The following is a 23,761-nucleotide window of genomic DNA, read 5'->3' as shown; positions in this document are numbered from 1 at the left end:
GGAACAGCCAAGATGGAGGCATGACGAACTCGGAGAATGAACACGTCGTCGTGATCGGCCCCGACGGTCAGCCCATGGCCATCCCCGTCGCCGAGGCCGCGACCAAGCCCGAGGGCTCCGAATCCGCCGCGGACGCGAACGGCAACGGCACGGAGTCGGTGGCCGACATGGTGGAGCAGCCGGCCAAGGTCATGCGCATCGGCACGATGATCAAACAGCTCCTCGAGGAAGTGCGCGCCGCACCGCTCGACGACGCCAGCCGCAACCGGTTGAAGGAGATCCACAAGTCGTCGATCCACGAGCTCGAGCAGGGCCTCGCCCCCGAGCTGCGCGACGAGCTCGAACGTCTCACCCTGCCCTTCACCGACGACACCACCCCCACCGACGCCGAACTCCGCATCGCGCAGGCGCAGCTGGTGGGGTGGCTCGAAGGACTGTTCCACGGCATCCAGACGGCCCTGTTCGCCCAGCAGATGGCGGCCCGCTCCCAGCTCGAACAGATGCGTCAGGGAGCACTGCCTCCGGGTATCAGCATGGGCAACCCGCACGGGGCGCATCACGATCCGGGGTCGCAGTCGAGCGGTACCGGCCAGTACCTGTAGCAACGGGCGAAACAGCATGGAACTCGACTCCCGGTAGGCTCGGTGCCCGTGTCAGCATCCGCTATCGAAACCGAGGCCGCAGGCGGCCCGCTCCCGGCGTCCGACTCGCAGACCTTCCGTCGCGCGTTCAAGGACCTCAGGGACGGCTTCGCTCAGCGCGAGCTGTGGCTGAGCCTCGGCTGGCAGGACATCAAGCAGCGCTACCGCCGGTCGGTGATCGGCCCGTTCTGGATCACGATCGCGACCGGCGTGCAGGCCGCGGCGATGGGCATCCTGTACTCCGCCCTGCTGGACATCCCGCTGGACGAGTTCCTGCCGTACGTCACCGTGGGTCTGATCGTCTGGAACCTGATCAGCGCGAGCATCCTCGAAGGATCCGAGGTGTTCATCGCCAACGAGGGGCTGATCAAACAGTTGCCGTCGGCGCTGAGCGTCCACGTCTACCGGCTGGTGTGGCGGCAGCTGCTGCTGTTCGCCCACAACCTGGTGATCTACGTGGTCATGTTGTTCGCGTTCGGCGTGTGGCGGCACCTGACCTGGATGTCGCTGGCCGCGATCCCGGCGATCGCGCTGATCGTCGTCAACGCGGCGTGGGTGTCGATCATGTTCGGCATCTTCTCCACCCGGTACCGGGACATCGCGCCGATCCTCGGCAGCATGACGCTGCTGCTGTTCGTGCTGACACCGATCATGTGGACGACGCAGAGCCTCGAAGCCCAGGGCGGGCAGGCTGCCGAGCGCGTCAAGCTCGCCGAGCTGAACCCGCTGTTCCACTACCTCGACATCGTGCGCGCGCCCATGATCGGTCAGGACCAGCAGGCGTACCACTGGTACATCGTGCTGGCCATCACCGTCGTCGGGTGGGCCGCAGCCATCCTCGCGCTTCGCAAGTACCGGGCCCGTGTGCCCTACTGGGTTTAGGGGTCTGAAGCAATGACAGAGCATGTGAGTATCGAGACGCGGGACGCCTGCGTCGACTTCCCGATCTTCGACGCCAAGTCCCGGTCGCTGAAGAAGGCGTTCCTCGGCAAGGCCGGCGGGTCGATCGGGCGCAACAACTCGGACGTCGTGGTGGTCGAGGCCCTGCGCGACATCAACCTGTCGCTGAAGGAAGGCGACCGGATCGGCCTGGTCGGCCACAACGGCGCCGGCAAGTCGACGCTGCTGAGGCTGCTGTCCGGCATCTACGAACCCACCCGCGGCAGCGCGAGCATCCGCGGCCGGGTGGCCCCGGTCTTCGACCTCGGTGTGGGCATGGACCCCGAGATCTCCGGCTATGAGAACATCATCATCCGCGGACTGTTCCTCGGGCAGACCCGCAAGCAGATGCTGGCGAAGATGGACGAGATCGCCGAGTTCACCGAGCTGGGCGAGTACCTGTCGATGCCGCTGCGCACGTACTCCACCGGTATGCGCGTGCGCGTCGCGATGGGTGTGGTCACCAGCATCGACCCGGAGATCCTGCTGCTCGACGAGGGCATCGGCGCCGTCGACGCGGAGTTCATGAAGAAGGCACGCGTGCGTCTGCAGGCGCTGGTGGAGCGCTCCGGCATCCTGGTGTTCGCCAGCCACTCCAACGAATTCCTCGCCCAGCTCTGCGACAGGGCGATGTGGATCGACCACGGTCAGATCCGGCAGCAGGGCGGCATCGAGGACGTCGTCCGCGCGTACGAGGGTGACGACGCCGCCGACCACGTCCGCCACGTCATCTACGAGATGGACCGGGAGAAGTCCGGGCTCACCGCTTCGGCCGAACGGGACGCCCGTAGCGACAGATCGAACGAGCGACCCGTTCGTACGGCCGCGGAAGCCGAGGCGGAGTCCGCGTGAGCGCTGCTGCCGAGCGGATCGTCGGTGTCGTCGTCACCCACAAGCGCCGCGAACTGCTGGCGGAGTCGCTGAAGGTCCTCGGCTCGCAGACGCGTCCGCTGGACCATCTGGTGGTCGTGGACAACGCCGCCGAGGACGACGTGCGTGAGCTCGTCGAATCGTCCGGGATCCCCGTCAGCTACCTCGGTTCGCAGCACAACCTGGGCGGGGCGGGCGGCTTCGCGCTCGGCATCCTGTACGCCCTCTCGCTCGGCGCCGACTGGGTGTGGCTCGCCGACGACGACGGACGGCCCGAGGGGCCGAAGGTCCTGGAGACGCTGCTCGACTGCGCGCAACGGCACGGGCTGGCCGAGGTCTCCCCCGTGGTCTGCGACATCGACGACCCCGACCGTCTCGCGTTCCCGCTGCGCCGCGGGGTGGAGTGGCGACGGCTGCGTTCCGAACTGTTCGCCGACGGCGACGACTCCGCCGACCTGCTGCCGGGCATCGCGTCGCTGTTCAACGGCGCCCTGTTCCGCGCGTCGGCGATCGACACGGTCGGCGTTCCCGACCTGCGTCTGTTCGTCCGCGGCGACGAGGTGGAGGTGCATCGCCGGCTGGTGCGGTCGGGGCTGCCGTTCGGCACCTGCCTGCAGACGGCGTACGTGCACCCGAACGGCGCGGAGGAGTTCAAGCCGATCCTCGGCGGCCGGATGCACACGCAGTACCCGGACAACGAGACGAAGCGGTTCTTCACCTACCGCAACCGCGGCTATCTGCTGTCCCAGCCGGGCATGCGGAAGCTGCTGCCGCAGGAATGGGTGCGGTTCGGGTGGTACTTCCTCGTCACGCGGCGTGATCCGCAGGGTCTGCGGGAGTGGATGCGGTTGCGGAAGCTGGGCCGTCAGGAGCGGTTCGAGCGCCCGTAATTCGGTTGCGCCCGGGTTCCGCCGGGTGGGAGCATCGTGGGGTTCCGGTCTGAGAATCTCGATGTGTTGCGAAGGAGTGAGTGTCCGATGACTGTCTCGTCGGTCGACGCCGTGTGCGTCCACTCCCCCTTCCCCCTCGCCTGACCGAACCCGCGCAGTGGTCCGGTCGGCGCTCATCGACCCGAGGATCACACCCACCATGTTCGACCCTGGACAACTCCTGCCCTACGGCTGGAACGACACACTTTCCGACACCTTCGACAACTACCCGGCCGACGGTCGCGAGCCCGGTCGGGTGATCCGCGTGGACCGCGGTCGCTGCGACGTCGCGACGCCCGCGGGCGTCGTCCGCGCGCTCGCGGGCGAGCACCCGCTCTGCACCGGCGACTGGGTGACGCTCCACCCTCACGGTGACGAGATTGCCGTCGCCGACCTGCTCCCCCGGCGCAGCGCGATCGTCCGGTCGTCCGCGTCCGGCCGGTCGGAGGGCCAGCTCCTCGCGGCCAACGTCGACACGGTGGTGATCGCCGCCGCACTCGACACCGCCCTCGATCTCGGACGCATCGAACGCCTGCTCGCCCTGGCGTGGGAGAGCGGCGCCCAACCGGTGGTCGCGCTCACCAAATCCGATACCGTGCAGGATGTTTCCCTCGCGACCGCGGAGGTGGCGGCGGTAGCGCCGGGTGCGACGGTGCTCGCGGTGAGCGCCGACACCGGCGACGGCATCGACGTCCTCACCGCCGTCATCGACGGAACGGTCGCGCTCATCGGACCGTCCGGCGCGGGCAAGTCGACGCTCGCGAACGCGTTGCTCGGCGAGGACGTGCTCGCCACCGGTCGTGTCCGCGAGGGCGACCACAAGGGACGTCACACGACGGCGCACCGTGAACTCCTGCCGCTGCCTTCCGGGGGTGCCCTGATCGACACGCCGGGACTGCGGGGTGTCGGCATGTGGGACACCGCCGACGGCATCGACAAGACGTTTCCCGAGATCGAGGAGTTCGCGGCGCAGTGCCGGTTCGCGGACTGCTCGCACACGGCCGAACCCGGCTGCGCGGTGCAGGGCGCGGTGGAGCGCGGCGCACTGCCCGAGCGCAGGCTTGCCAGCTACCGCAAGCTGATTCGGGAGAACGGGTGGATCGCGTCACGCACCGACGCGAGGCTCCGAGCCGAGCGTGAACGCGAGTGGAAGAGCATCGCCCGCTGGCAGCGCCAGATGTACCGCAGTCGCGGTCACTGACACGGGCGCCGACCCGCATCCCGGTTCGAGCGGTGAGCCGGGATGCGGACTGGCAACATGGGTATATGTTCGATCTTCGGAGAAAGGCCCGTCTCAAGCTTCAACGTGCCATGTCCGAGGTGGTGGCCGAATCGGATCGGCGGTCCCGCGAGCTCACCGAGAACCAGCACGACCAGACCCTGGCCGAGCTGAGCGCGACCAACCAGGAACTCGCGCGGGTGCTGTCCGAGCTGTCCGATGCCCGCATGGAGATCTCCGACGTCCAGCAGCGGCTCGGCGAACTCGAGCAGCAGGCCCGCCGCGACATCACGCAGGCGCTGGACGTGCGGGCCACGAACGAGGCCGCGGCGTTCGTGCTCGAGCACATGCCGAAGGCGCCCGTGTTCTGGAATCCGCAGGACACACTGCGCTACGGACTGTCGCAGGTGGAGGTCGAGGGACTGGCCCTCGAGTTCGGGGTGGCGTCGGGCACCACGCTCCGGATCATCGTCGAACAGTTGAAGGACGCCGAGCACGAGGTGTTCGGGTTCGACGTGTTCTCCGGTCTGCCGCAGACCTGGCGCACCGGATTTCCCGCCGGGGAGTTCGCGCAGCAGAAACTGCCGCACGTGCGGGGCGCGCAGCTGGTGCCCGGACTGTTCGAGGACACGCTGGCGGGCTTCCTCGAGAAGCACCCTGGACCGGTGTCGTTCGTGCATCTCGACGCCGACCTGTACTCGTCCACGAAGTCGGTGCTCGACCGGCTCGAACGGCGGCTGGTCGCGGGCACGGTGATCGTGTTCGACGAGTTCTTCAACTTCCCGGGCTGGCAGGAGCACGAGTACCGGGCGTGGACGGAGTTCGTCGACCGCACCGGCGTCCGCTTCGAGTACCTGAGTTACACCGCGAACCACGAGCAGGTGGTCGTGCGGATCACCGCACCAGCTTCACCGCCTGCGTGACGTTGAACGTCGCGCGTTCGTCGATCCGCAGCCCGGACCGCGCGAGCACGGCGAACGCCTCGGTCTCCTCGAAGTGGTACGGCGGCAGCGTCCACACCTCGTTGGACGTGTGCCGGATGACGCGCTCGGTGTCGCGGTCGTAGTCGGTGAAGAACCAGACCACGGAGCAGGAGTCGATCGGGCCCGCGAGGTCCGGGACGGCGAGTTCGTCGTCCCACAGCGACCCCCGGCTCGCGGCCGTGGTCCCGAGCCCGATGTCGCGGGTGCCGTCGAATGCCTCCGGCCGCACGTTCTTCACGAGCCGCAGCGACGTGGGATTCCAGGCCGGCTTGTCGAACAGCACGCAGTCGCCGGGGCGGAGGTGTTCCCCGGCGAAACCGTTGACGGTGCTGAAGTCCATGCCGCTGGGTTTCGCCCACTGCTCGCGCTGGTCGAGGTAACTCGGCGATGCGGCCACCGCGAACACCGCGATCACCGCGGCGGACTGCCACCACTTCCGGGTCAGGGCGGCCAGGCAGAGTCCGCCGACAAGGGCCACCGCGGGCGTCGTGAATGTGAAGTACCGCGGGAGATACACCGGGCTGCGCAGAAGCGAATACGCGAGCAGCGCCGCCGTCGGCACCGCGATCCACGGCAGCGCGACGGACAGCACCGGGGGCAGCCGGCGACCGCGCACCAGCGCCACCGACCCGGCCACCACCAGGACGGCGAACAGCACCGCGAACCACGGTGCGCCGACGAACCACTGGTACTCGGCGACGGCCCGCGGCAGATGCCCGTCGAGCGGCGGGATCCACGCCACCTGGACGGATTCGCGGCGCACCAGTGCCACGAACGGCGCCGCGACCACCGCCCCCGCCGCCGTGGCCGACGTCCAACCGAGCCAGGACCGCCGGGCCTCGCGCAGCAGCAGGATCGTCAGCAGGTGCGCGGGAACGAGGGTGATCAGGTAGACGAACAACACGATCGACACCGCCAGGCCGGCGGCGTACAGCGCCCACAGCCACCACCGCCGGAGACTCAGTGCCGCAAGGAGAATCACGGTCAGCCAGACCGCGGCCGCCGCCGTGGCCGCGTAGCCGCGAGCCTCCGCGGCCGCCCACGTGACGCTGGGCAGGATCACGAACAGGATCCCGGACAGCACCGCCACCCGCCTGGTCGAGATCAGCGCACCGAGCACCACCACCCCTGCGCCCGCCGCGCCCGCGGCCAGGGCGCTCGGGAACCGGGCCGAGAACTCGGAGGCACCGAACGTCGCGAACCAGTAGCGCATCCCGACGTAGTACAGCCCGTGCACGGCATCGATGTGGCCGAGCAGATTCGACAGGTCGGGCCGGGACCGCTGACTCGAGTACAGCGTCGCGACCTCGTCGTACCAGAACGACGGACGCCAACTCCACGCCGCGCCGAGCACCACACCGACAGCGAAGACGAGGAACGAATCCCGGAGCAGCCCCCGCACATCGCGGGCCTGCAACGGTCCGGCCGACGTCACTGACCGTAGAGGCGAGCCCAGTTCTCCCGGCTGGTGAGCTGCGGCAACGCATCCCGGTACTGGCGCTGCGTCGACGCCGCATCCTCGCGGAACCGCTTCATCAGCTTCGCCGTCCGGGCCGTGAGCTCCCGGGCCGTCTCCTTGTCGCGGCGGCGCACCCGCACCCCGGACTGGGAGGCGTCGGTGATGACCGCGGTGTCGAACAACGACACGTGCCACCAGTGTGCCTCGGCCACAGGGATACTCGCGACACCGTGCTGGGTGCGGCCGAGCCACTGGTACGCGGCCCGCTTGGCGAGGACGAGGTCGATCTTGCTCTTGTCCGGCTCGAAACCGGCGTACCGGGTGACGAGGTCGGAGTTGCGGACACCGGGAATGTTCGACGCGGGGTGCTTGACGGTTTCGGGGAACCGCTTGCGCTCCTCACGGATCGACGCCAGCACGGCCTGACCGCCGTCCTCGAGCACCTTCGGGCCCTCGAGGAAGTCCTCGATACCGCGAATCATGGTGTACGCCAACCCGTACTGCATCGACACGAGGTACTGGGTGATCTCCCGCGTCATCCTCTTGCTCAGCGACTTGGCGTCGAAGTCACTGTGCAGCGCGGCCGCGATCAGCGAGTTACGGATGCTGAAGTACTTGGCCCAGTCGTCGCGGTCCTTCCAGTGGAAGTCCGCGTGCCACACACCGGCGTTGGGCAGGGTGACCGTGACGAATCCGGCGGCGCGGGCGCGGATGCCGTACTCGATGTCGTCCCACTGGAAGAACATCGGCAGCGGGAGCCCGATCTGCGCGACCACCTCGGCGGGGATCAGACACGACCACCACGCGTTGTAGCCGGCGTCGACGCGCTTGTGCTGCTTCTTCTTGATCAGGTTGATGTCGTGCCGCGACCCGGCCGCCCAGCGGCCCGCCTTCAGCTTCGACAGGTCCGCTTCCTCGGCGCTGACGTGCAGGTGCTCCGGGTTCATCAGGTACAGCATCTGCGCGCCGACGAGAGTCGGCTCCGTGGTGACGTTGGCGAATGCGTTCATCCGCAGGATCGACTCCGGCTCGCACAGGATGTCGTCGTCCATCAGGATCAGGTTGGCGTGCTCGTTGATGCCCGACACCTCGTACATGCCGCGGGTGAATCCGCCGGCCCCGCCGAGATTCGGCTGCCGCAGATAGACGAGCTTGTCGCCCAGGATCTCGGCGACCTCGGTGAACTTCTCCCGGTCCGACACGTGGTCGCTGCCCTGGTCGACCACGTACACGGCGTCGATGCCGGACGCCATCGTCGAGTCGTTCGCGATGGCGGCGACGGTCTCGGCGCAGTCGTCGGCGCGGTTGAACGTGCAGATCGCGATCGCGGCGGGCCGGATCACCGACGGCGCGGCGACGGTCCACTCCAGTTCGCTCACCGCGAGGGGGCCGTCGACGGCGGTGAACTCCACCCACAGGGAGCCGCCGTCGAGGTACGCGTCCAGCTTCGCCGACAGCGTCGCCGTGCCCGAGCCGTCGATCTGCGTCGTCGCGAGGATGCGCGAGTTCCCGCCCGAATCGGAGCCGCGCAGCGCTACCACGGCGCGTCCGTCGGCCTCGTGGTGGAACCCGACGGTCACGTCGGTGACCGTGGTCCAGCGCTGGTAGTAGCTGGCCGCGAACCGGCCGAAGTACGTGTCGGTGTCGACCGTCGCACCCTTTTCGAGGTTCACGACGTGGCGCTCGCGGTGGGCGCGGCCCTTGACGATCCTGGCGTACAGGTCGTCCTTGACCCGGGTGGTCGGTCCCGTGAAGAGACCTCGCGCCACCACGAGGCGGTCGGGTGCGCGATGCTCGGTGAGAGCACTCCGTACCGCGGCCGTGCTCCCGTCCACAGGTGCTACCGACGCAGACTCGTTCATAGTGCTCCTACTGTTCCCCGCGAGAGGTGGGCTGGACCGCGCCACGGCGACGGCACGATCCTCTTCTCGGTTCGCAGGGTATCAACCCCGCGACGCGCTCCCCGACCATGCGAGGCGCCCTCCGTCCCGGTGACGGGCCCGCAGCCGGAACAGCCCCACCCCCATCGCGAGCACATCGGCCCTGGATATGCGGGTTTCGTGGCTGTCGTGATCGGCGCTCAGACGCACCGGGACCTCGACCGGCACGATGCCCGCCCGCTCCGCGAGGTAGACGAGTTCGGTGGTGAACAGGAACCCGGGCTCGACGAGGTCGGGAACCAGTCTGCGCATGAGGTCGCCGTCCATCAGGACGGTGCCCTGGGGGTCGCCCGTGCGCATCCCGAGAACCACGCGGCGCAGCGCCGCGAAACCCCACGTCAGGGTTCCCCGGAGCGCGCCGCGTCGCACTTGCGAGTCGGGGTGGGCCTTGGAACCGATCACGACTTCGGGCAGTCGGCCGTCGTGGCCGGCGGCGAGCGTCTCGGCGCCGTCGAGGTCGTCGAACCCGAACGGCAGGTCGTCGGCGGTCAGCAGCACGTGCGCGCCGCGACTCGCCTCCGCTCCGGTACGCAACGCGTTGCCCATGCCCTTCTCGCTCCGCAGGACGGTCAGCGACACGGGTCCGGGTGCCCAGTCGGCGGCCAGGCGGCCGCAGATGTCCACGGTGTCGTCGGTGGAGCCGTTCTCCACCACGATGATCTCGACGTCGTGACCGGCCAGTCGTTCGGCCAGCCGGTGGACGGTCTGCTCGATGACGGCGGCGGAATTGTAGGCGGGGATGACGACCGACAGCGCCTTCGGCGCACGTGCGCCTTTCTGGTCGTGGGAACAACCGAAAAGGCGCACGGGCGCAGCCTAACTCGTAGGCTCGGAGTCCGTGGCACCCTCCGCGTCCGTGTCCTCGACGTTCACCCGATCGATACACCGCATGCCCGAGTGGATGGTGGCACTGGCGGTCGCGGTGGCTGCCGCGGCAATCGCGACGATTCCCCGGATCGTGTACGACCGCTTCTACTACGGCGGCGACATGCTGGAATCGTTCGTGCCGTCCTGGCACCGGATCGGCACGGAACTCCTGGCCGGGCGGTGGCTCACCGTCAATCCCGACGCCTGGATCGGCGGGAACTATGCGGGCGAGGCCGCGTACGGCCTCTACAACCCGGTCAACCTGGCCAACTACATCCTGGCCGCGAACTTCGAGAACCTGTCCGTCGCGGCGTTCGTGATCATGGCCGAGTTCCTCGCGCTGTTCGCCCTCGCGACGTATCTGCTGTGCCGCGAATACGGTGCTCACCGCGGTCCGGCGGTCCTCGCCGGACTGACCATTCCGTTCAGCGGTTTCACCCTGTTCTACGAGGCGGCGGGCTGGCCGTCCGGGATGATGGCCGTCGCGTGGGTGACGCTGTTCTGGCGGTCGGCGCTCCGCCTCTCCCGCGGTCGCACGAACCCGCTGGTCACCTTCGTGATCGGCGCACTGACGGTGAGCATGGGCAACCCGTACGCCGCGCTCGGCGCCGTCGTCGTACTCCTCGGCATCGGGATCGGTCTCCTCACGCAGCGGCAGTTCTTCCGGTTGCTCGTGCTCGTCGTCACCGGCGCGTGCGCGGGCACCGCCGCGCTGGTGACGTACCTGCCGCTGTTCCTCAGCGTCGACGTCACCACCCGCGCAGGCAGCACCGGCATCTTCAACGACACGTTCCTGCAACCGCAGATCGGCGGCCTCGCGGGACTGAGCAGCCCGTCGTATCTCCCCGTCATCATGACGTTCGGCGGGCCGGTCGAGGTGATCCCGTCGCTGTACCTCGCGTGGTTCGTGCTGCCACTGCTGCCGTGGCTGCCGTGGGGCCGGATCCGCACTCTGTTCGCGTCCGCGGAGTTCCGTCGCGCGCACGGGCGACCACTGATCAGCCTGCTCGTGATCGCGGTCGTCTACTTCCTCTTCACGTTCGGACCGTCGAACGTCGGGATGTTCCGGTGGCCGATCCGGCTCGTCGAATACCTGTACCTGTGCGTGGTGATCGGCCTGGCGCTCGCGCTGTCGCTGGGCATCGTTCGCGACCGGGTGCGTCACCGGGCGACGGCGTCGGCGGTGCTGATCGCGCTGGGCTTCTACCTGGCGTTCTCGTCCTCACCCGCCCTGACGCTGCGGCACACGCTGTTCGCGCTGCTCGTCGCGGCGCTGTGCGTGCTCGCGTACACCGCCTGGCGCACGCGGGGCCCGAATGCTCTCGTCGCTGCCCTGGTCCTGGGCACCGTGGTGGTGGCGGCCGCGCAGGTCTGGTCCCTCACCCGCGACGTCGAGCGCGGCAGCCGCGTCGACCCGGCGAGTACATCGGTGCTGTCCGAGCAGACGGACCGCTACCAGGGCACCGTGCTGCAACTCGCCGACCTGGACGACACCTCCCACGAGGACGTCACCGCCGGCCGGATTCTGTTCGGCAACGAGATCATGGCGTCGTCCGTCGAGGGCAGCATCAACGCCTACACCGGCATCGGGTTCACCGAGTTCCAGGAAGCCCTGTGCATGGACTACCGCGGCGCCGTCTGCCCCGGGGTGTACGGGGCGCTGTGGCAGCCGGTGAACGCGGACATCCCGATCCCGCTGATCGACTATCTGAGGGTGTCGACGCTCGTCGTGGAGCACGGGCTCGTGCCCGAGGTCACGACGGCACCGCCCCCACCCGGCTGGCACGTCACCGAACGCAGCGACTCCCGGACGGTGTTGCAGCGGGACCGGCCACTGCCCCTGCCCGGCCGCGTGTCGTTCGCGTCCGACGGCGTCCGGGTGCTCTCGTCCGACACGAGCGCGGCGACGGAGACAGTGCGGGTGGCAGGGAGCGGCGGCACCGTCTGGTTCGCGCGCCTCGCGTGGCCCGGCTACTCGGCCACCGTCGACGGCGAGCCGGTGGACGCGACCGCGGGGTGGCACGGTCTGCTCGAGGTGCCGGTGCCGCCGGGTGACCACGAACTGGTCGTGACGTTCCGGCCGCCGCGGCAGAACCTGTCCGTGGCGGCGTTCGGCGCCGCGACGGTCGTGGTGCTGATCCTGTCCGTCGTCGATGCGGTGCTGCGCAGGCGCAGGCTCAGCGCGGAGACCACTCGGACGACGTGAACGCCGACGCCTCGGTGGAACCGGATCCCGCGACCGCGGCGGACGACAACGCGTCGGCGATCAGCTGGTGGCCGATCTGGTTCGGGTGGTCGCCGTCGTCGGCGAGCAGTCCGGTGGGGTCGCCGTCGCCCCACGTCCCCTTGAACGTGCTGAACAGGTCGACGTAGGTGGCGCCCTCGGCACCCGCGACCTCCGAGATGACGTCGTTGGCGCGCAACGTCAGCACGGCGCTGTCCCGGAGGAATTGCGGGCCGTACAACTCGCGGGCCACGTCGCCGTCGGGGAAGACGTCCCAGTACCCGGTGACAAGCACCGCGGTCGGCTGACCGGCCCGCAGTTCGGCGATGCGGTCGAGCACGGACGTCAGCGTGGTCTGCAGCTGCGGGAGAACGGGTTCGAAGCAGCCGAGGCCGTCATCGCCACCGCAGTCGCCGTCCAGGTAGTCGTCGAGTTCGGCGTAGAAGTCGTTGGCGCCGATCGTGACGGTGACGAGGTCGGCGTCGCGGACGGCGTCGGCGTCGTATTCGCCGGGTTCGAGGGAGTCGAGCAGGTCGGTGCTCGTCCAGCCCCCGACGCCCAGGTTGGCGACCTGCACCGGCAGCGCGTCGTCGCCGGACAGCTGATCGCCGAACAGTTCCACGAACGGCGTGCAGCCGGGGCATCCGTCACCGGCCGGGATCGAATCCCCCAGGCCCACGAGGGTCGCGGTCGGCGGCGGCGATTGTGGCTGCGGCTGCGCCACGGGCGGTGCCACAGCCGCGGAACAGCCGGCGAGGAGCGGAATCAGGACCGCTACGGGAACACCGAGAATCCAGCGTCGCACGGGGCCTCCCCATCACGTCCTGCGCCTCGGAGGGAGCGCTCGTCACCGGTCCGGACGAATCCTACCGACGGTCGCGCTCGGCTGCCGTTCCCCGCGGGACCGTGCGGACGTGCGCCCGCTCGCCCTGGGGACCGAACAGGCTGAGGATCTCCGCCGGTTGCGGCCCGGGGTTGCCGAACCAGTGCGGGACGTGGGTGTCGAACTCCGCGACCTCCCCCGGGGTCAGGATCACGTCGTGTTCGCCGAGCAGCAGTCGCAACCGGCCGGACAGGACGTACAGCCATTCGTAGCCCTCGTGGACCTGCAGGTTCGGGATGCCGTTCGGGTCACCCGGCGGGATCACGTGCTTGAACGCCTGGATCCCGCCGGGCCTGCGGGTCAGCGGGATGATCGTCGAGCCGTTCCGCTCCAGGGGCCGCAGATGGACGCGGGGGTCGCCGGTGGCGGGTGCGTCGACGAGTTCGTCGAGGGGCAGCTGATGGGCGCGGGCCAGCAGGAGCATCAGCTCGAGGGTGGGTTTCCGCTGGCCGGACTCGAGCCGCGACAGGGTGCTCACCGAGATCCCGGTGGATTCGGACAGCTGGGCGAGGGTCGCGCCGCGCTGCTGGCGGAGGGCTTTCAGCCGCGGTCCCACGGCGTCGAGGACGCCGTCCAGATCGGGTACGTCGTCGTTCACACCATCATGTTGCCACAGCGGCAAACTTGCTTGCCAGTTTCGCTGGCTCCCCGGACAGTAGACGTCACGAGGTCGACGAACGAAGGAGAACGCGATGGAAGATAGTTACGATGTAGTGGTCGTCGGTGGCGGAGCGGCCGGACTCGGCGGGGCACTGACCCTGTCGCGGGCACGCCGCTCGGTGCTCGTGATCGACGCCGGCGCCCCCCGCAACGCACCGGCCGGGCACATTCACAACTACCTCGGCCGAGAGGGCACACCGCCCGGCGAACTACTGGCCATCGGACGCGAGGAGGTCGCCGGGTACGGCGGCGAGATCGTGACCGGCACCGTCACGTCCGCCGACAAGGTCGGGGACGGCCAGTTCCGGGTGACGCTCGAGGACGGCGCGACCGTGCGGGCGCGCAGACTGCTCGTGACCACCGGCCTCGTCGACGTGCTCCCCGACGTCCCCGGGGTGGCCGAGCGCTGGGGACGCGACGTCCTGCACTGCCCGTACTGCCACGGCTGGGAGGTCCGGGACCAGCCGGTCGGCGTCCTGGCCGGCAGTCCGCTGGCGGTGCACCAGGCTCTGATGTGGCGACAGTGGACAGAGAACGTGACGCTGTTCCTGAACGACGCGGACGAACCCACCGGCGAGGAGTACGAGCAGCTCGCCGCACGCGGTATCGCCATGATCGACGGCGGTGTGGCCGGGCTCGACGTGCAGGACGACCGGCTGACCGGGGTCCGGCTGCGCACGGGTCAGGTCTTCCCCGTGACCGCCGTAGTGGTCGCACCCCTGTTCCGGGCCCGCGCCGACTTCCTCACCAGCCTGGGCCTGGACACGACCGAGATGGAGATGGCCGGACACGTGATCGGCACCGCCGTCGCCGCCGACGCGACCGGCGCCACCGAGGTCCCGGGGGTGTGGGTGGCCGGCAACGTCGCAGACCCGAAGGCGCAGGTGATCGTCGCCGCCGGAGCCGGCCTGAGTGCCGCGGCTGCACTCAACGCCGACCTGATCGCGGAAGACACCCGCCTGGCGGTCGCCGGAGCGCTCAGCCGGTAGCCGACACCGTCGCCTCGTGGACCACGCGATGCGCGGGCAGGATCGAGTCGCGCTCCGCGTCGGCGTCCCCCTCGCCGCCGATCAGCCCGACGTAATGCGCGAGCTGGGCGGCGAGGGGTTCGTCGCTGTAGCGGAGGGTGGGGATCTCGATCACCGTCTGCTGCTTGTAGCCGTCGCGGTCGGCCGGCAGGTCGTCGTCGATGTGCCGGTAGATGGTGATGTCGCGGCGCAGAAGGTCGATCTCGATCAGGCGGTCCGGCTCCAACAGCGACAACTGCCGGACCTTCCGCTGACTCACCCGGCTGGCCGAGATGGTGGCCACCGCACCGGATTCGAAACGTAGCACCGCCTCCGCGCAGTCCTCGGCCTCGTTGCGCCGCGAACTGTCGTGGAAGTACCCGAACTCGGCCTTCACGCCGACGGGCGGTGACCCGACGAAACCGATCGCGAGGTCGACGTCGTGGATCAGCAGGTCGGTCGCGACGCCGGTGGGGATGCGGGAGACGAACGGCGAGTGCCGGATTCCGTTGACCTGCCACACGTCACCGGCGAATTCGCGGGCCGTCCGGACCGCCGGGTTGTATCGCTCGAGCAGGCCGCACATCAGCGGAACACCGGTCGCGGCCGCGCGCTTCACCAGATCGGTGCTCTCCTCGTACGTTGCGGCGAGCGGCTTTTCGACGAGCACCGGCTTGCCGAGGTCGAGGACGCGGCCCGCCAACTCGTAGTGGGCGGGTGTCGCCGCCGCGACGACGGCGGCATCGATGCCGTCCAGTTCGTCGAAATCCGCGGCCCATGCGGTGTCGAACCGCGCGGCGACCTCCCGCCCGTGTTCCTCCCGCGGTTCCACGAGCAGGGCGAGGTCACACAGCGGGGACTGCGCGAGAACGCGGGCGTGCAGCGAACCCATCTTGCCGGATCCGACGAGCGCGATCCGCGGTCGCGTGGACGTCATCACACCTCCATCGCCTCGCGCACCGCGGCGACGATCCGGTCGACGTCGTCGGTGGAAAGTGCGGCGTGGACGGGGATGCTGAGGCACCGACGGGCCACGGATGTCGCGACCGGCGTCGGTGAGGCGATCACGCGGGGATGCTCGCGGTAGCAGTCGTAGTCGTAGACGGTTTTCGGGTAATAGACGCCGCTGCCGACGTCCCGATCGCTCAGGCGCTGCGCGAGGGTGTCGCGGTCGATCGGCGCATCGGGCGCGAGGATCACGGTGAACTGGTGCCACACGTGCCCGCGGCCCGCGAGTTCCGAAGGCAGAACGAGACCTTCGACGTCCTTCAGCCCGGTCCGCAGCGCCTCGGCGTTGCGGCGGCGCGACTCCACCTGTTGCAGATAGGAACCCAGCTGCGGCAACCCGAGACTGGCCTGCAGATCCGTCATCCGGAAGTTCTGGCCCGCCATCTCGTATTCGTAGCGCCGGCGCATGCCCTGATTCCGCAGCACCCGCAACCGGTCGGCCACCGCGTCGTCGTCCGTCGTGACCATGCCGCCCTCGGCGGTGGTGAGATTCTTGGTCGCGTAGAACGAGAAGCAGCCGAGCCCGAAACTGCCCGCACCCTTGCCGTCGAACGTGGCACCGTGTGCCTGCGCGGCGTCCTCGACGACGGCGAGCCCCTCGGTCTCGGCCAGCGGCATCAACGCACCCATGTCCGCGGTCTGCCCGTAGAGATGCACCGGCATCAGCACCCGGGTGCGCTCGTTCACGCACTGCGCCGCGGCGTCGGGGTCGAGCGCGAAATCGGCCTCCCCGATGTCCGCGAACCGGGCCGTCGCGCCGGAATCGAGAATCGCGTTGAGCGTGGCCACGAACGTGAACGGGGTGGTGAGCACCTCGTCGCCCGGTTGGAGATCCAGCACCCGCAGCGCCGCGATCAGCGCGGTGGTGCCGCTGTTGACGGCCACGGCGTGCCGGGTGCCGACGAGCTCGGCGAACCCCACCTCGAACCTCGCGACCTTCGGTCCCTGCGCGACCATCCCTGATCGCAGGGTGTCGAGAACCTCGCGCTCGACGTCCTCTCCGAAAGAGATACTCGAGATCGCGATCACGGTTCCTCCGATAGATTGACGTGCGTTCACACCGTCTTCACAGATTGCACCCTCTTGAAGGTTCCCACGGTCTGCACGGCTCCTGGAAGGAATCGCCAACTTTCATGACCATCGGTGAAAACTGCGAGATCCACCCGACCGTCGTGATAGGCGACGGCGTCACGATCGGGGACCGCGTGAGCATCGGACCGTATGCCGTCCTCACCGGCCCGCTCGACATCGGCGACGACTGCTGGATCGGCGCCCACGCGACGCTCGGGGCGCCGCCGGAGTGGATCGGGAAGACGCATCCCCGCACGTGGACGGAGATCAGCCCGCACCAGGGGGTCGTGATCGGCGCGGGCACCGTGATCCGGGAGATGAGCGCCGTCCAGCAGGGAGCCGAGCGTCCGACGACCATCGGGCGCGGCGGATTCGTCATGAACCACACGTCCGTCGAGCACGACGTCCGGATCGGCGAAGACTGCGTCCTCTCGCCGTCCAGCACCCTCGGCGGTCACGTGACCCTCGGCGACGGCGTCAACCTCGGTATGAGCGCGGTGGTGCATCAGCGGCGGGTGATCGGTGCGCGGGCGATGGTCGGAATGGGATCGGTCGTCGCCAAGGACATTCCGCCGTTCGCCACGGTGTTCGGCAACCCCGCCGCCCTGCGCGGCACCAACCGGGTGGGCATGAGCCGCGCCGGGATCGCCGACCGGGACATCGCGGCGGTGGCGAAGGTGTACGCCTCGGGGAGGCTCGACGCCGACGCGGAACTCCCGAACTCGCTCGCCGACGCGTTCGCCTGGTGGCGGGAGCTGTCGGTGAAACCGCTCGTTTCCTGATCCGGCGCCCTCCGATTGCTATCGTCGGAAACGAACGCTGCACTGCCGCAGCGCACTGCCGGTGAGGGGGTGGTTCTCGTGGACACCGATCCCGAGATCGTCCCGGACCGCGGCGGTCGTGCCGTCCTGATGAACGCGCTGCGGATCCTCGTCACCCTCGCGATCGTCGTCGCCGTCGTGTTCGCCGTGAAATCGCAGTGGGCCGAGGTCAGGGACACGATCACCCAGCTGGACTGGTGGGCGCTCGCCGTCTCCGCGGTGTTCGTCTTCCTCGGCATGGGCGCGGCGGTGCGCGCATGGCAGCACGCGCTCGGCGCCCTCGAACACCCGATCCCCGCCTTCGACGCCGCCCGCTGCTACCTGGTCGGCCAGCTCGGCAAGTATCTGCCGGGCAGCGTGTGGGCGTTCGTCCTCCAGACCGAGCTCGTGCGCCGGGCCGGGGTGTCGCGGGCCAACGGATTCGTCGCCGTCCTCGTCACCGTCGGGCTGAGCATCACGTCGGCGCTGGTCGTCGGGCTGCTGGCGCTGCCCGCCCTGTTCCACATCAGCACCGTCGCGGCGGTCGCGGTGATCGTTCTCGTCCCGATCGCGCTCGTCTGCTGCTACCCACCGGTCCTCACCCGGCTCGTGAACCTGGCCCTGCGGATCCTGCGGCGTGCCCCGCTGCAGCGGCAGCTGACCATGCACAAGATCGGGCTGGCCCTCGGCTGGTGCGCCGTCAGCTGGGTCCTCTACGGCGTGCACCTCTGGTTCCTCGCGTCGAGTTCGGCGGGATTCGAGGCGGGCACCCTGGTGCAGTGCATCGGCGCGATCGCCCTCGGCATGTGCGCCGGCGTGCTGGTGGTCGTCGCGCCGTCCGGCATCGGGGTCCGCGAGGCCGTCGTCGTCGCGGCTCTGTCCCCGTTCATGGACAGCGGGGTCGCGCTCGGGCTGGCCCTCGCGTCACGCCTGGTGTTCACGCTGTGCGAGGTGCTCGCCGGCTTCGTCGCCGCGATCGCCGGTTCGAGTTCGCTGCGCAACGCCCTCGTCCACGAGGATTCCCGGGTTCCGCAGCCGTCCTGAGGAGATCGCGATGACGGACGCCTGGGAGATCGATCCCGCGTACGAGCGCTACATCGGCCGCTGGAGCCGGCCGGTCGCGACGCAGTTCCTACGGTGGATGGCCGCCGGCCCGGGCGGCGCATGGTGCGACGTGGGTTGCGGGACGGGCGCCCTCGCCCACACCGTTCTCCGCACGGCGGATCCGGCCCGGGTGGTCGGCGTCGAACCGTCGCAGCCCTTCGCGGCGGCGGCTCGGGCCGGCACGGACGATCCCCGCTTCGACGTCCGGTCTGGCACCGCCGAATCCATCCCCGCCGAGGACGGCGAGTTCGACCGCGTGGTGTCCGGGCTCGTCCTCAATTTCGTTCCCCATCCGATCGACGGGCTCGCCGAGATGCGCCGAGTCACGCGCACCGGCGGGACGGTCGCCGGGTACGTGTGGGACTACGCCGAGGGAATGCAGATGATTCGCGCGTTCTGGGACGCCGCCCGCGAACTCGACGAGAAGGCCGCGGACCTCGACGAGGGCGTCCGCTTCCCGCTCTGCCGGCCGCAGCCTCTCCGCGACGCACTGTCCACCGCGGGGCTGGCCGCGGTGGAGGTGCACCCGCTCGACGTGCCCACCGTGTTCGCCGACTTCGACGATTTCTGGCGGCCGTTTCTGGGCGGGCAGGGACCGGCGCCCGGATACTGCGCGTCCCTGCCCGCCTTACGTCGAGACGAGCTTCGCGACCTGCTCGATGCCCGCTCGAGGCGCGACGAGGCCGGCCGCATCGCACTGAAGGCGAGAGCGTGGGCGTTTCGCGGAACCGTCAGCCGATGACGGATTCCGTGGCCGCGTACGCCTTCTCCGCGGATTCCTTCTGCGCCCGCCACCACGACTCGTTGTCGCGGTACCACCGCACGGTGGCCTCGAGCCCGCTGCGGAAATCCTTGTATTGCGGCGTCCAGCCGAGTTCGGTGCGCAGCCGCGTCGAATCGATCGCGTAGCGCAGGTCGTGGCCCGGGCGGTCGGTGACGAAGTCGAGGTCGTCGGCGTCGCGGCCGAACAGTTCGAGCAGCGTTCCGACGACGGTCCGGTTGTCGACCTCGCCGTCCGCGCCGATCAGATACGTCTGACCGAGACTCCCCTTCTCCAGGATCGTCCAGACGGCCGAATTGTGGTCGTCGACGTGGATCCAGTCGCGCACGTTCTTCCCGCTGCCGTACAGGCGGGGGCGCACCCCGTCGATCAGGTTGGTGATCTGGCGCGGAATGAACTTCTCGACGTGCTGGTACGGGCCGTAGTTGTTGGAACAGTTCGACAGGGTGGCCCGCACCCCGAACGACCGCGCCCAGGCCCGCACCAGCAGATCGCTGGATGCCTTGGTGGCCGAGTACGGGCTCGACGGGTTGTACGGGGTCGACTCGGTGAAACGCTCGGGGTCGTCCAGTTCGAGGTCGCCGTACACCTCGTCGGTGGAGATGTGGTGATACCGGACGTCGTGTGCGCGGACGGCCTGCAACAGCGAGAACGTGCCCATCACGTTCGTCTGCACGAACGGCGTCGGGTCGGCCAGCGAATTGTCGTTGTGCGATTCCGCGGCGAAGTGGACCACCGCGTCCGAGTCCGCGACCAGACGGTCCACCAGCGCGAAATCCGCCACATCGCCGTGCACGAACTCGATGCGGTCGGCCACCGGGTCGAGCGACCGCCGGTTGCCGGCGTACGTCAGCGCGTCGAGCACCGTCACCTGCACGTCCGGGCGCTCGGCGACCGTCTGGTGCACGAAATTCGCACCGATGAACCCGGCGCCGCCTGTCACGAGAAGCCTCATGTGCACCCACCCTAGTGGCGCGCCCGAGTTTCTATCCGACGCGAACACTGGAACACTGCGCACATGCGCGGAATCATCCTGGCAGGCGGTACCGGGTCCCGGTTGCACCCGATCACTCTCGGAGTGAGCAAGCAACTGGTCCCGGTCTACGACAAGCCGATGATCTACTACCCGCTCTCCACCCTGATGCTGGCCAACATCCGGGACATCCTCGTCATCACCACCCCGCACGACGCGGAGCAGTTCCGCCGGCTCCTCGGCGACGGCTCCCAGTTCGGGGTGAACCTCACGTACAAGGTGCAGGAGGAACCGAACGGCCTGGCGCAGGCGTTCGTGCTCGGCGCCGACCACATCGGCAACGAGTCCGTGTCCCTCGTCCTCGGCGACAACATCTTCTACGGCCCCGGACTCGGTTCCCGGCTGAACCGCTTCGAGAACATCGACGGCGGCGCCGTGTTCGCCTACTGGGTATCCGATCCCAGTTCCTATGGTGTGGTCGAATTCGACGACTCGGGCCGGGCGATGTCGATCGAGGAGAAGCCTGCCACCCCGAAGTCGAACTTCTCGATCCCCGGACTGTATTTCTACGACAACGACGTCGTGTCGATCGCGCGCGACCTGCGGCCGTCGGACCGCGGCGAGTACGAGATCACCGACGTCAACCAGGCGTACCTGCAGGCCGGACGGCTACAGGTCGAGGTGCTTCCCCGCGGAACCGCCTGGCTCGACACCGGCACCGTCGATTCGCTGCTCGAGGCGGCGAACTTCGTGCGCACGCTCGAACACAGGCAGGGGCTGAAGATCGGCGTCCCGGAAGAGGTCGCTTGGCGCCGCGGGTTCATCACCGACGCCGAATTGTGCGCCCGCGCCGACACTCTCGGCAAGTCCGGATACGGGGACTATCTCCTCGAACTTCTCGAACGCGGCAAGGACTGGTGACGTGGAGTATCGGGAACTGAAGGTTCCGGGCGCCTGGGAGATCACCCCGCGGCAGTTCGGCGACGACCGCGGCGTGTTCCTCGAATGGTTCAAGGGCTCGGAGTTCGAGGCCGCCGTCGGGCACAGCCTCGAACTCGCGCAGGCCAACTGCTCGGTGTCCGCCGCCGGTGTCCTGCGCGGCATCCACTTCACCGACAACCCGCCCGGGCAGGCGAAATACGTCACCTGCGTCAAGGGTGCGTTCCTCGACGTCATCGTCGACCTGCGCGTCGGGTCGCCGATGTTCGGGCAGTGGGATTCGGTGCTCATCGACGACGTCGACCGCCGCGCGGTCTACCTTCCGGCCGGCGTCGGCCACGCGATCCTGTCCCTCGAGGACGCGTCGACCGTGATGTACCTGTGCTCGATCGAGTACACCCCCGCCCTCGACCACGACCTCCACCCACTCGATCCCGAACTGGGAATCGATTGGCCCACGGTGGGCCGGGACGGCAGCCCGCTGACGTTCCAGCTGTCCGAGAAGGATTCGGCCGCACCGTCTCTGAAGCAGGCCCTGGACGCCGGAGTGCTGCCCACCTACCCCATGTGAGTGTTTTTGCGTGCCCGAGCACTCGATGGCACTCACATGGGGTGGCAGGATGCGGACATGACAACTGACACCGGCGAGCGGTTGGAGGTCCGGCGGGCTGTCGCCGCGGACCCGGCGACGATCTTCGGCCTCCTCTGCGATCCCGCGGGACACGTGGCGATCGACAGTTCCGGGATGCTGATGTCCGCGGAAGGGGACCACGTCACGGCGGCGGGCGACACGTTCGTCGTGCACATGGACCGCGACGCGTTGAACGACTTCGACCTCGGCCTCTACGACGTGACGGTCACGATCGAGACGTTCGTGCCCGACCGGGAGATCTCCTGGAAGGTTCTCGGCCAGATCCGGCCGCAGATCGGGCACGTGTACGGGTACCGGCTCGAGCCGATCGACGAGGGAACGATGGTGACGTCGTTCTACGACTGGTCGTCCATCGACCCGGTGTGGCGCGAGTCCGGGATCTTCCCGGTGATTTCCGAGAACGCCCTGCGCGCGACGCTGGGCATCCTCGCGCGCACGGTCGCCCCCGGGCGTCCGCGACCACAAATCGATCCACAGAATTGAAACGTGTTCTAGTATCGAGTGCGTGAACTTCGTCGTCGTCGACCACCCCCGGCCGGGCATCGCCCTGGTAACGCTCAACCGCCCGGAACGCATGAATGCGATGGCGTTCGACGTGATGATCCCGTTCCGCGACGCGCTGGAGAAGATCAGCAACGACAACGCGGTGCGCGCGGTGGTGATCACCGGCGCCGGCCGCGGCTTCTGCTCCGGCGCCGACCAGAGATCCGCGGGCACGCTCCCCCACGTCGACGGACTCACCCCGCCGACCGTCGCCCTGCGGGCCATGGAGATGCTCGACAACGTGGTGCTCTCGCTCCGCCGGATGCACCAGCCGGTGATCAGCGCCGTCAACGGCGCGGCCATCGGCGGCGGCCTGTGCCTGGCGCTCGCCTCCGACATCCGGATCGCGGCAGACGACGCCTACTTCCGGGCGGCGGGCATCAACAACGGCCTGACCGCGAGCGAACTGGGCCTGAGCTACCTGCTGCCCCGGGCGATCGGCTCGTCCCGGGCGTTCGAGATCATGCTGTCCGGTCGCGACGTGCACGCCGACGAGGCCGAGCGGATCGGACTCGTGTCGCGGTGCGTGCCCGGCGAGGACCTCCTGGACGAATGCTTCGACCTCGCCGAGCGCATGTCGCGGTTCTCCCGGCCGGGCCTGGAACTGACGAAGCGCACGCTGTGGTCCGGGCTCGACGCCGCCTCACTCGAAGCCCACATCCACCAGGAGGGACTCGGGCAGCTGCTGGTGCGGCTGCTGACCGACAACTTCGAGGAGGCCACCGCCGCGCGGAAGGACAAGCGCGAACCCCGGTTCCGGGACCGGCGCTAGGCCGCCTGCCCCGTGCAGGGTTGACGGGGGCCGAGACTCGTCAACCACGCACAGGGCCGGAGGCCTTCGGAGTATCTTTCGGACATGTCGAAGCCACCTCTGACACCGAAAGCCGCCGAGATGTTCGCTCGGCCCAATTACGCCACCATCGCCTGCGTCCGACCCGACGGCCAGCCCGTGTCCGTGGCCACCTGGTACCTGTTCGAGGACGGCAGGGTGCTGGTCAACATGGACGCCGAGCGTCGACGCCTGGACTACCTGCGCGGCGACCCCCGCGTCAGCCTCACCGCGATGGACCCCGACGACTGGATCACCCACGTCAGCGTCCAGGGCCGGGTGGCCGAGTTCGTGGACGACGAAGAATTCGCCGACATCGACCGCCTCGCGACGCAGTACACCGGCAAGCCGTACCCCGTCCGCGACCGCAAACGGGTCAGCGCCTGGATCGAGATCGACACCTGGCACGGCTGGGGATCGCTGAAACAGTCCTGAACCGA

24 protein-coding genes are annotated in these 23,761 nt (G+C 68.9%); 16 read left to right on the top strand and 8 right to left on the bottom strand.

Translation table 11 applies throughout. The features are described from left to right. Positions 1–20 precede the first annotated feature (20 nt). From QM841_RS15650 to QM841_RS15625, 6 genes are all read left to right on the top strand, one after another. Entirely contained in the window at positions 21–602 is a 582-nt protein-coding gene (locus QM841_RS15650; RefSeq protein WP_280781844.1) for a bacterial proteasome activator family protein, read from the top strand. A 48-nt stretch (positions 603–650) separates the two neighbouring features. After that, on the top strand, positions 651–1,523 hold the full coding sequence (gene wzm / locus QM841_RS15645; protein WP_280781845.1) for a galactan export ABC transporter permease subunit Wzm/RfbD: 873 nt from the start codon (positions 651–653) through the stop codon (positions 1,521–1,523). 12 nt (positions 1,524–1,535) lie between these two features. Next, positions 1,536–2,432 (top strand): galactan export ABC transporter ATP-binding subunit Wzt/RfbE, encoded by an 897-nt coding sequence (gene wzt / locus QM841_RS15640; RefSeq protein WP_005571489.1) that lies wholly within the window; start codon positions 1,536–1,538, stop codon positions 2,430–2,432. Further along, complete coding sequence (gene glfT1 / locus QM841_RS15635; protein WP_007298361.1) at positions 2,429–3,340, top strand: galactofuranosyltransferase GlfT1; 912 nt, start codon at positions 2,429–2,431, stop codon at positions 3,338–3,340. Before wzt ends, glfT1 begins: the two co-directional genes overlap by 4 nt. A 157-nt stretch (positions 3,341–3,497) precedes the next feature. Next, a complete protein-coding gene (rsgA, locus tag QM841_RS15630; protein ID WP_283332667.1) occupies positions 3,498–4,580 on the top strand; it encodes a ribosome small subunit-dependent GTPase A in 1,083 nt (360 codons plus the stop codon). Positions 4,581–4,645: 65 nt separating this feature from the next. After that, positions 4,646–5,521 (top strand): class I SAM-dependent methyltransferase, encoded by an 876-nt coding sequence (locus tag QM841_RS15625; RefSeq protein ID WP_105413996.1) that lies wholly within the window; start codon positions 4,646–4,648, stop codon positions 5,519–5,521. Here QM841_RS15625 and QM841_RS15620 read toward each other — a convergent pair. From QM841_RS15620 to QM841_RS15610, 3 genes are all read right to left on the bottom strand, one after another. Beyond that, entirely contained in the window at positions 5,493–7,016 is a 1,524-nt protein-coding gene (locus tag QM841_RS15620) for a glycosyltransferase family 39 protein (protein ID WP_280781848.1), read from the bottom strand. The two genes, QM841_RS15625 and QM841_RS15620, sit on opposite strands and share 29 nt — an antisense overlap. Then, entirely contained in the window at positions 7,013–8,902 is a 1,890-nt protein-coding gene (locus QM841_RS15615; protein ID WP_280781849.1) for a glycosyltransferase, read from the bottom strand. Before QM841_RS15615 ends, QM841_RS15620 begins: the two co-directional genes overlap by 4 nt. An 81-nt stretch (positions 8,903–8,983) precedes the next feature. Then, a complete protein-coding gene (locus QM841_RS15610) occupies positions 8,984–9,787 on the bottom strand; it encodes a glycosyltransferase (RefSeq protein WP_283332666.1) in 804 nt (267 codons plus the stop codon). A gap of 82 nt (positions 9,788–9,869) precedes the next feature. Here QM841_RS15610 and QM841_RS15605 point away from each other — a divergent pair, with 82 nt between their 5' ends. After that, entirely contained in the window at positions 9,870–12,053 is a 2,184-nt protein-coding gene (locus tag QM841_RS15605; protein ID WP_349307406.1) for a glycosyltransferase family protein, read from the top strand. On the opposite strand, the gene QM841_RS15600 is transcribed toward QM841_RS15605, so the two are convergent. Beyond that, complete coding sequence (locus tag QM841_RS15600) at positions 12,025–12,876, bottom strand: SGNH/GDSL hydrolase family protein (protein ID WP_283332664.1); 852 nt, start codon at positions 12,874–12,876, stop codon at positions 12,025–12,027. The two genes, QM841_RS15605 and QM841_RS15600, sit on opposite strands and share 29 nt — an antisense overlap. 61 nt (positions 12,877–12,937) lie before the next feature. Next, positions 12,938–13,531, bottom strand: coding sequence for a helix-turn-helix domain-containing protein (locus QM841_RS15595; RefSeq protein WP_280781959.1), 594 nt, complete (start codon positions 13,529–13,531; stop codon positions 12,938–12,940). 115 nt (positions 13,532–13,646) lie between these two features. Between QM841_RS15595 and QM841_RS15590 the strand changes: the two genes are divergently transcribed. Continuing rightward, positions 13,647–14,603, top strand: a complete 957-nt coding sequence (locus QM841_RS15590; RefSeq protein ID WP_283332663.1) for an NAD(P)/FAD-dependent oxidoreductase — start codon at positions 13,647–13,649, stop codon at positions 14,601–14,603. Here the strand turns inward: QM841_RS15590 and QM841_RS15585 are convergent. Continuing rightward, positions 14,593–15,558 (bottom strand): Gfo/Idh/MocA family protein, encoded by a 966-nt coding sequence (locus QM841_RS15585; RefSeq protein WP_280781854.1) that lies wholly within the window; start codon positions 15,556–15,558, stop codon positions 14,593–14,595. The genes QM841_RS15590 and QM841_RS15585 overlap by 11 nt on opposite strands. Then, the gene (locus tag QM841_RS15580; RefSeq protein WP_283332661.1) at positions 15,558–16,658 is read right to left on the bottom strand and encodes a DegT/DnrJ/EryC1/StrS family aminotransferase; all 1,101 of its coding nucleotides are present in this window, start codon (positions 16,656–16,658) and stop codon (positions 15,558–15,560) included. Before QM841_RS15580 ends, QM841_RS15585 begins: the two co-directional genes overlap by 1 nt. Before the next feature lie 104 nt (positions 16,659–16,762). Between QM841_RS15580 and QM841_RS15575 the strand changes: the two genes are divergently transcribed. The 3 genes from QM841_RS15575 (at position 16,763) to QM841_RS15565 (ending at position 19,346) form a co-directional block, all read left to right on the top strand. Next, positions 16,763–17,482, top strand: coding sequence for a DapH/DapD/GlmU-related protein (locus tag QM841_RS15575; RefSeq protein WP_283332660.1), 720 nt, complete (start codon positions 16,763–16,765; stop codon positions 17,480–17,482). A 69-nt stretch (positions 17,483–17,551) separates the two neighbouring features. Next, the gene (locus QM841_RS15570; protein ID WP_349307404.1) at positions 17,552–18,544 is read left to right on the top strand and encodes a lysylphosphatidylglycerol synthase transmembrane domain-containing protein; all 993 of its coding nucleotides are present in this window, start codon (positions 17,552–17,554) and stop codon (positions 18,542–18,544) included. Between the two features lie 10 nt (positions 18,545–18,554). Then, on the top strand, positions 18,555–19,346 hold the full coding sequence (locus QM841_RS15565) for a class I SAM-dependent methyltransferase (protein WP_283332657.1): 792 nt from the start codon (positions 18,555–18,557) through the stop codon (positions 19,344–19,346). On the opposite strand, the gene rfbB is transcribed toward QM841_RS15565, so the two are convergent. After that, positions 19,336–20,340: a dTDP-glucose 4,6-dehydratase gene (gene rfbB, locus QM841_RS15560; RefSeq protein WP_283332656.1), complete on the bottom strand. Its 1,005-nt coding sequence runs from the start codon at positions 20,338–20,340 to the stop codon at positions 19,336–19,338. The two genes, QM841_RS15565 and rfbB, sit on opposite strands and share 11 nt — an antisense overlap. A 63-nt stretch (positions 20,341–20,403) precedes the next feature. Here rfbB and rfbA point away from each other — a divergent pair, with 63 nt between their 5' ends. From rfbA to QM841_RS15535, 5 genes are all read left to right on the top strand, one after another. Next, entirely contained in the window at positions 20,404–21,279 is an 876-nt protein-coding gene (rfbA, locus tag QM841_RS15555; protein ID WP_283332655.1) for a glucose-1-phosphate thymidylyltransferase RfbA, read from the top strand. Between the two features lies 1 nt (position 21,280). After that, complete coding sequence (locus tag QM841_RS15550; RefSeq protein ID WP_280781860.1) at positions 21,281–21,868, top strand: dTDP-4-dehydrorhamnose 3,5-epimerase family protein; 588 nt, start codon at positions 21,281–21,283, stop codon at positions 21,866–21,868. A gap of 57 nt (positions 21,869–21,925) precedes the next feature. Further along, a complete protein-coding gene (locus QM841_RS15545) occupies positions 21,926–22,432 on the top strand; it encodes an SRPBCC family protein (RefSeq protein ID WP_283332654.1) in 507 nt (168 codons plus the stop codon). Between the two features lie 22 nt (positions 22,433–22,454). Further along, complete coding sequence (locus QM841_RS15540; RefSeq protein ID WP_105414011.1) at positions 22,455–23,264, top strand: enoyl-CoA hydratase; 810 nt, start codon at positions 22,455–22,457, stop codon at positions 23,262–23,264. A gap of 84 nt (positions 23,265–23,348) precedes the next feature. Then, positions 23,349–23,756 carry a TIGR03618 family F420-dependent PPOX class oxidoreductase gene (locus tag QM841_RS15535; RefSeq protein WP_283332652.1) on the top strand — a complete coding sequence of 136 codons (408 nt, stop codon included), beginning with the start codon at positions 23,349–23,351 and terminating at the stop codon, positions 23,754–23,756. Positions 23,757–23,761 lie beyond the last annotated feature (5 nt).

This window comes from Rhodococcus sp. IEGM 1307, assembly GCF_030056915.1.
In the GTDB taxonomy this organism is placed as follows: domain Bacteria; phylum Actinomycetota; class Actinomycetes; order Mycobacteriales; family Mycobacteriaceae; genus Rhodococcus_F; species Rhodococcus_F opacus_D.
This window is presented reverse-complemented; position numbering and strand designations above follow the sequence as displayed.

Excerpts from the sequence above, each read along its gene's own strand:
- rfbB (WP_283332656.1), bottom strand. The coding sequence starts at position 20,340 with ATGAGGCTTCTCGTGACAGGCGGCGCCGGGTTCATCGGTGCGAATTTC.
- QM841_RS15535 (WP_283332652.1), top strand. The coding sequence starts at position 23,349 with ATGTCGAAGCCACCTCTGACACCGAAAGCCGCCGAGATGTTCGCTCGG.
- QM841_RS15565 (WP_283332657.1), top strand. The coding sequence starts at position 18,555 with ATGACGGACGCCTGGGAGATCGATCCCGCGTACGAGCGCTACATCGGC.
- QM841_RS15585 (WP_280781854.1), bottom strand. The coding sequence starts at position 15,558 with ATGACGTCCACGCGACCGCGGATCGCGCTCGTCGGATCCGGCAAGATG.
- QM841_RS15545 (WP_283332654.1), top strand. The coding sequence starts at position 21,926 with ATGACAACTGACACCGGCGAGCGGTTGGAGGTCCGGCGGGCTGTCGCC.
- QM841_RS15625 (WP_105413996.1), top strand. The coding sequence starts at position 4,646 with ATGTTCGATCTTCGGAGAAAGGCCCGTCTCAAGCTTCAACGTGCCATG.
- QM841_RS15575 (WP_283332660.1), top strand. The coding sequence starts at position 16,763 with ATGACCATCGGTGAAAACTGCGAGATCCACCCGACCGTCGTGATAGGC.
- QM841_RS15590 (WP_283332663.1), top strand. The coding sequence starts at position 13,647 with ATGGAAGATAGTTACGATGTAGTGGTCGTCGGTGGCGGAGCGGCCGGA.
- rfbA (WP_283332655.1), top strand. The coding sequence starts at position 20,404 with ATGCGCGGAATCATCCTGGCAGGCGGTACCGGGTCCCGGTTGCACCCG.
- wzt (WP_005571489.1), top strand. The coding sequence starts at position 1,536 with ATGACAGAGCATGTGAGTATCGAGACGCGGGACGCCTGCGTCGACTTC.
- QM841_RS15605 (WP_349307406.1), top strand. The coding sequence starts at position 9,870 with ATGCCCGAGTGGATGGTGGCACTGGCGGTCGCGGTGGCTGCCGCGGCA.
- QM841_RS15615 (WP_280781849.1), bottom strand. The coding sequence starts at position 8,902 with ATGAACGAGTCTGCGTCGGTAGCACCTGTGGACGGGAGCACGGCCGCG.
- QM841_RS15650 (WP_280781844.1), top strand. The coding sequence starts at position 21 with ATGACGAACTCGGAGAATGAACACGTCGTCGTGATCGGCCCCGACGGT.